The following is a 12,832-nucleotide window of genomic DNA, read 5'->3' as shown; positions in this document are numbered from 1 at the left end:
AATGATGAGTAAGGTTTTATTAATAGAAGACGATACAGCATTACGAGAAAACACAGCAGAATTACTGGAATTGTCTGACTATGATGTTACTACTGCACCTAATGGCAAAGTAGGTATAGAAAAAGCAAAAACCGAAAATCCAGACATTATTGTTTGTGATATTATGATGCCCGAAGTGGATGGATACGGAGTGCTAGAGGCACTATCTTTACATAATCATACGCATCAGATTCCTTTTATCTTTTTGTCGGCAAAAACAGAACATAAAGAAATACGCAAAGGGATGGATCTGGGAGCTGATGATTACCTTACCAAACCTTTTGAAGAAGAAGAATTAATAAGTGCAATCGAAAGTCGCTTGGCTAAAGCAGCGATTTTAAAAAAGATGATGACAGGTAGTGCTGTTGCTTTAGAAGATCAAGAGGATACGCTGCGAAACTTACATGAATTGAAGAACTTTTTTGATGATCAGGGTGAGATTTCTAATTATAAAAAAGGAGAAGTTATATATAAAGAAGGAGATCATTCTAATAAAATTTATCTCATCCTAAAAGGAGTGGTAAAAACTCATAAAATGGATGAAAGCGGGAAGGAATTGATCACAACTTTGTACAAACCCGATGATTTTTTAGGGTTTACTTCTTTCATGGATAATATCCCGTATCAAGAATCTGCAACAGCAGTAGAGGAGACCGAACTCGCTGGAGTTTCTAAAAATGAACTAAAAGATATTTTAGCAAAAAGCAATAATATATCCTTGGAACTAATGGAGCTTCTTACAGATAATCTCTCAGATATCAAGGAACAATTATTACAGATGGCCTATAGCTCTGTACGTAGAAAAACAGCACAGACAATACTTCAGTTTGCAGAAATTTTAAATAAAAAAACTGAGGAAAACATTAAAATTTCACGAAACGATTTAGCTAGTGTGGCAGGAATAGCCACTGAAAGCTTGATACGTACACTGTCTAGTTTTAAAAAAGATGGTCTAATAGAAATTGAAGGCCGAAATATCAAGATACTAGATTTATCTGCATTACAATTGATGGAATAATTTTTCAATAAATTTCCAAACCTGATATTTGTCATATTTCGGGAGGTAGCGACCAGATATATTTGTATATAACTAGGTGGCGAAAGACATGAATAATATATTAATTCCGACTGATTTTTCTGACAATGCATGGAATGCTTTGGATTATGCTGTTTCTTTTTTCAAGAAAGAGGAATGCTCTTTTTATTTACTTCATGTTTCCGCTTCTGAAATGGTTGCATCAGGAATCACTTCTGAAATTATCATGAATCCTTTTGAAGAAAAACCAACAGTATCAAAACGTTTCACAGATCTTCGAGAAAAAATCAAACAGTTTCCCACCAACAAAAAGCACCACTTTTTTACGCTTCACGAATATGGTTATTTAGTAGATACTATACGAAATATTGTAGCCGAAAAGTCTATTGATTATATCGTCATGGGTACCAAAGGGGCGTCGGGATGGAAAGAAAGAACGATCGGAAGCAATACTGGAGATGTAATTACCAAAGTGAAGTGTCCGATTTTAGTAATACCCGAAAAAGCAACTTATATAAAACCAATAGAAATAGCTTTTCCGACAGACTATAATCTACAGTATAGAAGCAAAGTTTTAAATACCATTAGAACCGTTGTTGCCACTAGTGATGCAAATTTTCGAATACTTCATATTGCCAAAAAAGAGAAAGAACTTTCTGAATTGCAAAAAGAAAATAAAAACCTTCTTGATGATTATCTGGGAGATACTCTAAAGCACAGTTTTCATTTTCTTTCTACCGCTAATATCGAAGAAGGAGTTCAATCTTTTGTAGAAAGTAGTAATATAAATATGATAACAATGATTGCAAAAAATGTGAATTTTTTTCAGCGAATTTTATTTCGTCCTACAGTAGAAAAAATTAGTTATCACACCCATATTCCTTTTTTTGTTTTACACGAATAATAAACCCTAATAATTTCTAACGAATGTGTACAAGTTTAATCACCAAGTATAATGTACCAGGACCTAGGTATACAAGCTATCCAACAGTGCCCTATTGGAACAATGATATGTTTTCGCTTAAAAAGTGGACAGAATCAGTTCAAAAATCTTTTCATGTTACCAATAATTCTAAAGGAATCAGTATCTATATACATTTGCCATTTTGTGAGAGTTTGTGTACTTTCTGTGGCTGTCACAAACGAATTACCAAAAGACACGAAGTAGAAATACCTTATATTAATGCCGTTATAAAAGAATGGCAATTGTATGTTGACCTATTTGGAACTAGGCCAATAATTAAAGAACTACATTTAGGAGGAGGTACTCCTACATTCTTCTCTTCTGAAAATTTGCAATACTTACTACAAGGTATCTTTTCCTTTGCAAAAAAAGCAGAAGGATTCGAATTTAGTTTTGAGGGGCATCCTAATAATACAACACGAGAACAGTTACAGGTCTTATACGACGTAGGTTTTAGAAGAGTAAGTTTTGGGGTGCAGGATTATGATGAAACGGTACAGAAGGCTATCCATCGTATTCAGCCCTTTGAAAATGTGAAATATGTTACAGAAGTTGCCAGAGAAATTGGTTACACATCCATAAGTCATGATATCGTTTTTGGATTGCCTTTTCAAACAGAAGAAGCAATTATTAGAACAATCAAAAAGACAAAAGAATTACTTCCTGATCGATTGGCTTTTTATAGTTATGCACACGTTCCTTGGCAAAAAGGGAACGGTCAACGTGGCTTTAAAGAATCAGATCTTCCTACAGCTGCTCAAAAAAGAAGACAATATGAAATAGGTAAAGAATTATTAACGAATCAAGGGTATATAGAAATTGGAATGGATCATTTTGCACTCAAAAGTGATGCACTTTATACATCCAAAATGGAAGGAGATATGCATCGTAATTTTATGGGATATACCATTTCTAATACCAAATTGATGATTGGTTTGGGCGCTTCTTCCATTAGTGATAGTTGGTATGGTTTTGCTCAAAATGTAAAAGGTGTTGAAGCTTATCAGAACTTAGTTCATGAAGGAATCATACCTATTTATAGAGGTCATATGTTAACGAAAGAAGATGAAATCATCAGAAGGCATATACTGAATTTGATGTGTCATTTTGAAACAGATTGGAGTATAGATAATCTTCATTTTGATGAATTAGCAGATGTATCTGATCGATTAGAAGAAATGGAAAGTGATGGATTAGTAGAAGTGACAAATCATAATATAAGAATTACCAAAAAAGGACAACCTTTTGTTCGTAATATTTGCATGGCATTTGATTTAAGATTACAGCGCAATAGACCAGAAACGCAATTGTTTTCAATGACAATCTAGAATACGAAGAAGCTTCAATATTGAAGTGTAACAAAAACCAGCATAATTTTATTCAATTTTAACCCGAATTATATACCGTATGATTCGGGTTTAATGACATTCAAAATTGGTAGAGACAATAGGGGATGCTTGTTTTGGAGAAACATAAGGTATTCCTAGTCCTATTCCTCGTAAAATAAAAAGTAATCCCATTACAATGATAAATATAGGGATCATCTTTTGTATCCGTTGTCGTATCCAAGTTCCTTTGAATAAGTTGTTTGCAAATACTATTGCAGTCATCAATGGAATTGTACCCAATCCAAAAAGAATCATGTATAAACTTGCCTGTACGATATTTGAAGAAGTGATAGCACCAAAAACAGCCATATACACAAGTCCACAAGGTAAAAAACCGTTTAAAAAACCGATGGTTAAAAAGGTATCTGTAGTTTTCTTTTGCAAATTATGACCAAGAGCAGCTTTTACTTTTGTAATTGCATAATAAATTGGTCGGGTAAAAGTGTTTTTCTTGGCTTTAATTGCTGGTACTAGGACTATAAGAATCATTAAAATTCCGATGACGATCGATAATCCTTGTTGTAGATTAAAAATATGAAAACTTTTCCCCAGTAAACCAAAGAAAAAACCTATCATTCCATACGCTAATAGCCTACCAGAATGATATATTAAAACCTGAAATAGTTTTTTAGCACTATTGGACTTATGTACTGGGAGCATAAATGCGATTGGCCCGCACATTCCTATACAATGAAAACTGCCTAAAAAACCTAATATGAAAGCAGATATTAACACTTAATATGTAAATGATTTTTTATATAAGTAATGGATATCTCCATACTTCCAATCTATTGTAATTTTCCATTTTCCTTCGATCATATTTTCGTCTGGAATTATTATGGTATTGCTTTCAAGATTAATTGGAATAGAAAAGTCTAATTGCTTATTTGATGGACGATATAATGAAATAACTCCACTGATTTTTTGAAATTCCTTTTCTTCAGGAAATGTGATGGACAGACCTATAGGTGTTTTTTTAATAAAAACGTCATTAGGCAAAGCTCTTGCATTTTTCTCAGCGTCAATTTCCTTCTGAAAAGCTAGTTCTTTTTTGTAATATTCCTCGGTTACGAGGTCGTGCTCATATTTCTTGTTGGTATTCATACGTACTACGAAGTACATAATAAAGGTTATGAATCCTATAAATACCAATACGATTGCGGTTCCCCAGTTTATTTTCATGGTCTTAGGTTTTTAATTTCTATCTATAACTTCTTGGCCCCAAAAAAGCCGCATAAGTTGTTTCTATTAGTGTATCATTACTATAAACTCCTATTTTTAGTTTGTCTTTATCCCCACTTAGCGCAGATGCATGAACCTCAATAAACAATGTTCCTTCGGCCAGTCCTTGTCTAGGCACAACAAAGTTCTTATGCGTTACTTGCTCAATTTTTCCTTGATGTGATAACAACTCAAAATGTACATCTATAATATCTTCAGTGGTTTTGTTTACCAACTTATACGTAAATACATTACTAATCATATTATTTTCCTTTCTTTCATAAAGTTGGCCAGGTAATCGGAGGATATTGGCTTCTACGTCATTTCTTAAGAACAACATTCCAGTAAGTACACCTGTCAGAATCAATAATACACCGGTATATCCTTTTAATCGGGAAGTGAATTCAAATTTTGCTTTTTTTGCAATGTTCTCCTCACTCGCATATCGAATAAGTCCTTTAGGTAGGTTCACGCTTTCCATGATATGGTCACAAGCATCTATACAGGCAGTACAGTTAACACATTCTAGCTGGGTGCCGTTACGAATATCAATACCTGTAGGACATACATGTACACATTGAAAACAATCTATACAATCTCCTTTTCCAGTACTTGGGCGGTCTTCATTTTTTTTAAACTTGGCTCTGCCTGTCTCTTTCTCTCCACGTTTATAATCGTATGCAACTACAATCGATTTTGAGTCTAATAATACTCCTTGTAATCGACCATAAGGACAAGCTATAATACATACTTGTTCTCTAAACCATGCAAAAACAAAATAGAAAACAGCCGTAAAAATCAGTAATGAAACTAGAGTGCTAACATGTTTTAAAGGGCCATCAATGATATATTGTAATAATTGATCACTTCCTATAAGATAAGCCAAAAATACATTGGCGATTAAGAAGGAAATGATAAAAAATATAATCCACTTTGCTATTCTTTTTCTGATTTTTTCTGCATTCCAGACTTGCTTATCGAGTCGGATTTGTTTTCCTCGATCACCTTCTATCCAGTATTCGATTCTTCTAAAAACCATTTCCATAAAAATCGTTTGTGGACATACCCAACCGCAGAATAATCTCCCGAAAGCCACAGTGAATAAGGTGATGAATATAACTCCTATAATCATGGAAATCACAAACAAATGAAAATCCTGAGGCCAAAAAGGAGCTCCAAAAATATTGAATCGTCGTTCCAGGACATTAAAAAGCAGGAATTGATTTCCGTTGATCTTAATAAAAGGAGCAGAAAACAGAAAGATTAACAATCCGTAACTTACCCACTTTCTATATTTATAGAATTTTCCGCTTGGTTTTTTGGGGTATACCCATGCTCGTTTTCCTTCTGCATTTACAGTAGCAATCGAATCTCTGAACTTTTCATTTGTTGGCGTTTCCAAGAGTTTTGATTTTCAATTATTCATTCAGTGCGACAGAGGTTGAATCTGATACTAATTCTTGTATTTCTTCCTTTGATTGTTCTTTTTTTGGAGCATCAGGATCTATCCATAGTTCTCCTTGTGCTTCTTTTGGTTCGGCAGGAGTTGTTCCTTCTAAGGTGATGATATAACTAGCTACCTGAGCCATTTCTGCAGGTTTTAATGTTTGTTTCCAGGCCACCATTCCTTTACCATCTCTACCTCCTTCAGAAATGGTACGAAATATGTTCTTAATTCCACCACCCAAAATCCAATATCTGTCAGTTAAATTTGGACCAATTCCACCTCCACCATCAGCTTTGTGGCAAGCAACACAATTCGCTGTAAAAATGGCTTTTCCAGAACTAATATCCGAAGCATCAGTTAATAGTGTTACTGTATTTACATCGACTAAATCTTTGGCGGTTTTTTTGTATTCTTCGATCGCAATTTTAGCTTCAGCCATTTCTGTTTCATACTCTTCTCTTTGGGTGTAGTCATTAAACACATGGAAACGTATCATATAGATCATGCCGAATACGATGGTAGCATAAAATCCATATACCCACCAAGGAGGAAGATTATTATCTAATTCTTTAATGCCATCGTAATTATGGTCTAGGATGATTTCATCCTCTTGCGCTACCGGTTTACTATCAAGAAGCTTTAGATAGATATCTTTTAACCATTTGAATTGTTTTTCTTTCTTAATCTTTTGAGCAAGTACATAACGTTCTTGGGCATCTGGTTTTAGAGATAGGAATAGTATATTTTGTAATGCAGCTAAACTAATTTCTATCGCAATAGCAAATAACGCAATCATACCTAATACTAACCAACTAAGAGGTTCTTCAATAAATGCTGAATTGCCGTTAGTTTCAACTGTAAGTTCTATTAAAATATACGCAATGAGTAAAAAGGTACATACTCTTATATATGATGCGGTTGTTTTCATAATGTTAGGTCTTTATCGATTTCTGTTTCTAATGGTATATGACTTACTTCTTTGATGTGTTCTTTTTTTGCAGAAATAACCCACCAAAATAATGCGGTAAAGAAGATGAAAAATATCAGGAGAGAAATCATAGGATAGATTTCTATTCCCTCAATACTTTCCATATGACCTTTTATAAATTTTAGCATAGCTTTATTCTTTAGTTTGTACTATCGTTTCTTCGTCTTGATTTTTGACTTTAATATCTGTTCCTAATCTTTGAATGTAGGCGATAAGTGCTACTACTTCTCGATGTCTCATCTCTATGAAGTCTAACCCATTTTCTTCAGCATATTTCTTATCGGCTTCGTATGTCTTTGCAAAATCAGGATCGGTATATAGATTTTTTTCAATTTGTATAGCTTGCTCGTCCATCCATTCTTGTGCTCTTGCAATCTCCTCTGGAGTATAGGGAACTCCTAGGGTTACCATAGCTTCCATTTTTGTTTCTGTTTGAGATCTGTCGAGCTTATTTTTTATCAGCCATTTGTAGCTAGGCATGATAGAACCCGAAGAGGTGCTTTGTGGATCGTAGAAATGATTAAGATGCCAATTATCAGAATATTTTCCTCCTATCCTCATAAGATCTGGTCCTGTACGTTTACTACCCCATAAGAAAGGATGATCATATATATATTCTCCTGCTTTTGAATATTCTCCATAGCGTTCTACCTCACTTCTAAAAGGCCGAATCATCTGAGAGTGACAAGAAACACAACTCTCTCTAATATAAAGATCACGTCCTTCTAACTCAAGAGGCGTATAAGGTTTCACGCTTGTGATAGTAGGAATATTAGAATCAACCATTAATGTGGGGATGATTTGTACGGCTCCTCCAATAAGAATAGCGATAGTTGCAAAAATGGTAAGCTTTACGGGTCTTCTTTCTAACCAGGTATGGTACCCTTCTTTAGCTGTTCTGTGTCGTGTTACCTTAGTAAGAGGAGCTGCTTCGGCAAGTTCGTCTGCAACTTTGCTTCCACTTTTCACTGTTTTCACAACATTATAGAGCATAATGAATATTCCTAATATGTAGATGCTTCCACCAATAGCACGCATCCAATACATCGGTATAATTTCATTTACGGTTTCTAGAAAATTTCCATATACCAGGCTACCATCAGGATTAAATTGCTTCCACATAGAAGCTTGAACAAATCCTGCTACATACATAGGTAATGCATACATGATAATACCAAGAGTACCTAACCAAAAGTGAGCATTTGCCAATCCTGTAGACCATAATTTGGTTTTGAAGAGTTTAGGAATTAACCAATATGCCATTCCAAAAGTTAAAAATCCATTCCATGCTAATGCGCCCACATGAACGTGAGCGATCACCCAATCACTAAAATGGGCAATGGCATTTACATTTTTAAGAGATAACATTGGACCTTCGAAAGTCGCCATTCCGTAACCAGTGATGGCAACTACCATAAATTTAAGTACAGGATCTGTACGGACTTTGTCCCAGGCTCCACGAAGAGTTAATAAACCATTGATCATTCCACCCCATGATGGAGCGATAAGCATTATAGAAAAAGCAACTCCAAGATTTTGTGCCCAATCTGGTAACGAAGAGTACAACAAATGATGAGGACCAGCCCAGATATATATGAAAATAAGGGACCAAAAATGTACTATCGATAATCGATATGAATAAATAGGTCGATTGGCAGCTTTAGGAATGAAATAATACATTAATCCTAAGAATGGAGTAGTAAGGAAAAAAGCCACTGCATTATGACCATACCACCATTGTACCAATGCGTCTTGTACTCCTGCATACACTGAGTAACTTTTTAATGCACTTACAGGAAGTTCCAGACTATTAAAAATATGGAGTACTGCCACAGTTACAACGGTAGCGATGTAAAACCAAATGGCAACATATAAATGACGTTGCCTTCTTTTTAATATTGTACCAATGAGGTTCCAACCAAAAACAACCCATATTACTGCTATAGCAATATCAAAAGGCCATTCGAGTTCTGCATATTCTTTGGATGTTGTAAAACCTAAAGGAAGCGTAATGGCAGCACCAACAATAATTAATTGCCATCCCCAGAAGTTAATATTACTGAGAATATCGCTGAAAATTCTTGCTTTTAATAAACGTTGTGTAGAATAATATACCCCTGCAAAAATGGCATTTCCTACGAAGGCGAAGATTACAGCATTGGTGTGTAGCGGTCTTAGTCGACCAAAACTCAACCATGATATACCATCGGTAAGGTTAGGGAATAAAAACATGAACGCCAGAAGTAGACCAACTGACATTCCTACAATACCCCATAGCATCGTAGCGTACAAGAATTTTTTTACGATTTTATTATCGTAATAGAACTGTTCCATTTCCATGTTAAGATTGTTTGGTTTTAGAAGGTGTTGAAGATTTTTCTTGGCCTTCCTTTACGAGTTCGTCTTCAAAAAGCATGCGAATAGAAGGCGTATAAACGTCATCGTATTGTCCATTTTTTATAGAAAATATAAAAGCAATAAAAAAGACAATCGCTACTAGAATACTAATCGTTAAGAGCACATAAATAACACCCATACTTATTTTATTATGCATCAAAAGTATGTGCCAACCTTTTCTTAAAAAATGACATTTATCAGGTTTCGAAATCCATCTTGTAAAAAGTATTTTGTATGGAATACAGATTTAGAATTTTAGCCATACTAGAAAACAAATAGTTTTAAATACAGGTATAAAACTATAATCAAAGGAATCTATATGAACTGGTTTTACACCAATTATAATCTTGTTGGAGTGTATATTGAATAACCTTATTTGCTTTAGTGAATGCGTCGTATTTTATAAATTCCATATGAATAGGCCTAAGAATATAACCACCCCAATAGGGTGGTTTTGGAATTTCTTTGTTTTGGAATTTCTTCTCCAATTGTTCCATACCTCTGTCCAGAATTGTTCGGGATGGTATAATAGTACTTTGTTCAGAAACCCAAGCTGCAAGTTTGCTACCTCTAGGACGAGATTCGAAATATCCTTCTGATAAATTTTCAGGTATTTTTTCGGTATGGCCGTAAATATGTACTTCTCTTTGTGATTTATGCCAGTTAAACAATAGTGAAGCTCTATTGTTGTTTGCAAGCGCTTTTCCTTTTTCGCTCTTATAATTGGTGAAAAAGATAAAACCTTCCCAAGTAAATCTCTTTAATAAAACAATCCTGGTTTTTGGAAAACCATCTATTCCAATGGTAGAAAGTTGCATAGCATTTATTTCATCTCCAGTATCCAAGTTTTTTATTTCATAAAACCACTGTTGGAAGTGTTCTATGGGATTATAATGCTTCGACATCTCCTTTCTTTTTATGGTATAGCTTAAAACTCATAAAATTTGTAAGTATCGTCACATAAATTACTATAGAAATTGAACTTAATGGCATTAGAATGGCAGCTACGATAGGAGATAATTGACCTGTTACAGCAAAATACAAGCCAATTATATTATAGAAAAATGATATAATAAAACTTGATTTAATTACTCGAATTGTCTTTTTTGAAATATGTAAAAGATCACTGATTTTTTCAAATTCTGATGCATCTAAAATTGCATCACAAGCTGGAGAAAATACATTTACATTTTCTGATATAGCGATTCCTACGTTACTTTGTGCCAGTGCTCCGGCATCATTAAGACCATCTCCAATCATCATTACGTTTCGATCGTTTTTCTGTAAGTTCTTGATATGGTCAAGTTTGTCTTTTGGTTTTTGATTAAAAAGTAATGAAGTCGTTTTAGGAAGTATTTTCTGTAAATAAGATCTTTCTCCCTGATTATCACCAGAGATTATTGATATTTCGTAAGTGCTAGATAACTTTTTAAATAAATTTTCGAGTCCTTTTCGATATTGATTGTAAAAAATGAAATGGCCTCGGTAATTATCATTTGTGCTTATATGTACGGAAGTGTTAAGCTGTTTTTCGTTATCAGGATTTCCTACAAAATTTGTAGAACCAATTTTAATGGAGTTTTCGGCATGTTTTCCTTCTATACCACTACCGATATACTCTTGATATTCATCTAAAGTCATAATTTCATATGCTGCAAGTGTATCGTATAAAGACCTGCTTAACGGATGGTTTGAAGCCCGTAGAGTGTTTTTTAATAATGCTTCTTCCGTTGGTGATAAAGGTTGCCCATGATATTCAATATTATTTTTTTTATGTACTGTAATAGTACCTGTTTTATCAAACAAAATGGTATCTGCATTTGCCATTTGCTCGATAACGTCAGCATTTTTGAGATAAAATTTATGCTTACCGAAAAATCTTAGTACATTTCCTAGTGCAAATGGTCTGGCCAATGCTAATGCGCAAGGGCATGCAATGATTAAGACTGCTGTAAAAACATTGATGGCTTTGGATGCATCCTTAAATAACCAGTAACTAGTTGCAATAACTGCGATACATAAAATGATTATGGTAAAATATTGGCTTACCATATCTGTAAGATTGGTAAAAGAATCGGCTTTGTTCTTTTTAAAAATATCATTACTCCATAATTGAGTTAGATAACTTTGTTCTACGGATTTGAGCGCTTCAATTTCTATTGCTCCGTTCATCTGTTTTCCTCCTGCAAAAAGTTTATCTCCAGATCGTTTAGAAACAGGCTCACTTTCTCCTGTAACAAAACTGTAATCTATCCTTGCATTACCATTGATTAGTATGCTGTCTACAGGAATTAATTCCTCATTTCTAATTAATAAACGATCTCCTTCTTTAATTTCATATACCTGAATGTTCTCTTCTAGTTTTTGGTCTGAAGAAATTCTGGTGACTGCAATGGGGAAATAGGATTTATAATCTCTTTCGAAGGATAAGAAAGTATATGTCTTCTGTTGAAAAAACTTCCCTAATAATAGGAAGAATACCAAACCGGTGAGGCTATCAAAAAAACCGGTACCCAGATCAAATACTATTTCTGCAGTACTTCTAATGAAGAGTACTAAAATACCTAAGGCAATAGGCACATCGATATTTAATATGTTATTTCGTAACCCTTTATAAGCAGAAATTAGATATTCCTGACCCGCATAAAAAACAACAGGTATTGAAAAAGCAAACATTAACCATCTAAAAACATGTTTATATTGTTCTAACCAATATTCTGATACTTCAAAATATTCAGGGAAAGACAAAAACATTACATTTCCAAAAGCAAAACCTGCAACTCCTAATTTATAGAATAAACTTCGGTTAATATGTTGATTACCCTTAGTATAATCCTCTAAGCTGATGTAAGGCTCATATCCTATGGAGTTAAGTAAGGTAACAATTTCTTTTAGGGTAGTTTTTGAGGTATCAAAAGTTACTCTTACCGTTTTTTTCGAAAAATTTACTTGTGATGCAGAAATCGATGTATGGAGCTTATGCAAATTTTCTAAAATCCAAATGCAGGAACTACAATGTATATGAGGGATATATAAGGTAACTATTTGGATATTTTCATTGCTGAACTCGATTAATCTTTCAATAATATCAGGATTATCGAGATAATCGTACTTTCCTTCGAGCTCTTTGGGAATGGCTCCAGGAGTAGATTGTAAATCATAATAGCAGGATAAATTATTGGTGGAAAAAATTTCATACACTGTTTTGCATCCATTACAGCAAAAAGTTTTATGATCAAATTTCACAATTGTTTTATCACATTCATTGCCGCAGTGAAAACATTTTGTAGCTATCATATCTATTAGATTTTGTACAAAAATCATAAAGACTACGTTCGTATCATATGACAAA

The 12,832-nt window shown here is 34.0% G+C and carries 12 protein-coding genes; 3 read left to right on the top strand and 9 right to left on the bottom strand.

Annotated features, from left to right (window positions below; all coding sequences use genetic code 11):
* The first annotated feature begins 4 nt into the window (after positions 1 to 4).
* From ACWNT5_RS13705 to hemN, 3 genes are all read left to right on the top strand, one after another.
* Positions 5 to 1,057 (top strand): response regulator, encoded by a 1,053-nt coding sequence (locus ACWNT5_RS13705; protein WP_456517642.1) that lies wholly within the window; start codon positions 5 to 7, stop codon positions 1,055 to 1,057.
* A gap of 88 nt (positions 1,058 to 1,145) precedes the next feature.
* The gene (locus ACWNT5_RS13700) at positions 1,146 to 1,979 is read left to right on the top strand and encodes a universal stress protein (protein WP_456517641.1); all 834 of its coding nucleotides are present in this window, start codon (positions 1,146 to 1,148) and stop codon (positions 1,977 to 1,979) included.
* A 23-nt stretch (positions 1,980 to 2,002) separates the two neighbouring features.
* Entirely contained in the window at positions 2,003 to 3,367 is a 1,365-nt protein-coding gene (hemN, locus tag ACWNT5_RS13695) for an oxygen-independent coproporphyrinogen III oxidase (protein WP_299605934.1), read from the top strand.
* 90 nt (positions 3,368 to 3,457) lie between these two features.
* Here hemN and ACWNT5_RS13690 read toward each other — a convergent pair whose 3' ends face one another.
* The 9 genes from ACWNT5_RS13690 to ACWNT5_RS13650 all read right to left on the bottom strand — a co-directional run bounded on the left by ACWNT5_RS13690 (position 3,458) and on the right by ACWNT5_RS13650 (position 12,777).
* A complete protein-coding gene (locus ACWNT5_RS13690) occupies positions 3,458 to 4,162 on the bottom strand; it encodes a sulfite exporter TauE/SafE family protein (protein ID WP_456517640.1) in 705 nt (234 codons plus the stop codon).
* On the bottom strand, positions 4,163 to 4,609 hold the full coding sequence (locus ACWNT5_RS13685) for a FixH family protein (RefSeq protein WP_456517639.1): 447 nt from the start codon (positions 4,607 to 4,609) through the stop codon (positions 4,163 to 4,165). It abuts the gene before it with no gap.
* A 19-nt stretch (positions 4,610 to 4,628) separates the two neighbouring features.
* The gene (gene ccoG / locus ACWNT5_RS13680) at positions 4,629 to 6,050 is read right to left on the bottom strand and encodes a cytochrome c oxidase accessory protein CcoG (protein WP_456517638.1); all 1,422 of its coding nucleotides are present in this window, start codon (positions 6,048 to 6,050) and stop codon (positions 4,629 to 4,631) included.
* Between the two features lie 16 nt (positions 6,051 to 6,066).
* Positions 6,067 to 7,023 (bottom strand): cbb3-type cytochrome c oxidase N-terminal domain-containing protein, encoded by a 957-nt coding sequence (locus ACWNT5_RS13675; protein ID WP_456517637.1) that lies wholly within the window; start codon positions 7,021 to 7,023, stop codon positions 6,067 to 6,069.
* Complete coding sequence (locus ACWNT5_RS13670) at positions 7,020 to 7,211, bottom strand: CcoQ/FixQ family Cbb3-type cytochrome c oxidase assembly chaperone (protein WP_299605945.1); 192 nt, start codon at positions 7,209 to 7,211, stop codon at positions 7,020 to 7,022. Before ACWNT5_RS13670 ends, ACWNT5_RS13675 begins: the two co-directional genes overlap by 4 nt.
* A gap of 4 nt (positions 7,212 to 7,215) precedes the next feature.
* On the bottom strand, positions 7,216 to 9,423 hold the full coding sequence (gene ccoN, locus ACWNT5_RS13665) for a cytochrome-c oxidase, cbb3-type subunit I (protein WP_456517636.1): 2,208 nt from the start codon (positions 9,421 to 9,423) through the stop codon (positions 7,216 to 7,218).
* Between the two features lies 1 nt (position 9,424).
* The gene (gene ccoS / locus ACWNT5_RS13660) at positions 9,425 to 9,619 is read right to left on the bottom strand and encodes a cbb3-type cytochrome oxidase assembly protein CcoS (RefSeq protein WP_299898393.1); all 195 of its coding nucleotides are present in this window, start codon (positions 9,617 to 9,619) and stop codon (positions 9,425 to 9,427) included.
* Positions 9,620 to 9,785: 166 nt separating this feature from the next.
* Positions 9,786 to 10,385 (bottom strand): pyridoxamine 5'-phosphate oxidase, encoded by a 600-nt coding sequence (pdxH, locus tag ACWNT5_RS13655; RefSeq protein WP_299605951.1) that lies wholly within the window; start codon positions 10,383 to 10,385, stop codon positions 9,786 to 9,788.
* Positions 10,369 to 12,777, bottom strand: a complete 2,409-nt coding sequence (locus ACWNT5_RS13650; protein ID WP_456517635.1) for a heavy metal translocating P-type ATPase — start codon at positions 12,775 to 12,777, stop codon at positions 10,369 to 10,371. The genes pdxH and ACWNT5_RS13650 overlap by 17 nt, the downstream gene beginning before the upstream one ends.
* Positions 12,778 to 12,832: the final 55 nt, after the last annotated feature.

It is taken from the genome of Aquimarina sp. 433 (genome assembly GCF_054054605.1).
Note: the sequence above shows the minus strand (reverse complement) of the source record. Positions and strands in the feature narration are given on the sequence as shown.

Bases quoted from the DNA above. Each gene is read 5' to 3' on its own strand.
- ACWNT5_RS13705 (WP_456517642.1), top strand. From the start codon at position 5: ATGAGTAAGGTTTTATTAATAGAAGACGATACAGCATTACGAGAAAAC.
- ACWNT5_RS13700 (WP_456517641.1), top strand. From the start codon at position 1,146: ATGAATAATATATTAATTCCGACTGATTTTTCTGACAATGCATGGAAT.
- hemN (WP_299605934.1), top strand. From the start codon at position 2,003: ATGTGTACAAGTTTAATCACCAAGTATAATGTACCAGGACCTAGGTAT.
- ACWNT5_RS13685 (WP_456517639.1), bottom strand. From the start codon at position 4,609: ATGAAAATAAACTGGGGAACCGCAATCGTATTGGTATTTATAGGATTC.
- ACWNT5_RS13675 (WP_456517637.1), bottom strand. From the start codon at position 7,023: ATGAAAACAACCGCATCATATATAAGAGTATGTACCTTTTTACTCATT.
- ACWNT5_RS13670 (WP_299605945.1), bottom strand. From the start codon at position 7,211: ATGCTAAAATTTATAAAAGGTCATATGGAAAGTATTGAGGGAATAGAA.
- ccoN (WP_456517636.1), bottom strand. From the start codon at position 9,423: ATGGAAATGGAACAGTTCTATTACGATAATAAAATCGTAAAAAAATTC.
- ccoS (WP_299898393.1), bottom strand. From the start codon at position 9,619: ATGGGTGTTATTTATGTGCTCTTAACGATTAGTATTCTAGTAGCGATT.
- pdxH (WP_299605951.1), bottom strand. From the start codon at position 10,385: ATGTCGAAGCATTATAATCCCATAGAACACTTCCAACAGTGGTTTTAT.
- ACWNT5_RS13650 (WP_456517635.1), bottom strand. From the start codon at position 12,777: ATGATAGCTACAAAATGTTTTCACTGCGGCAATGAATGTGATAAAACA.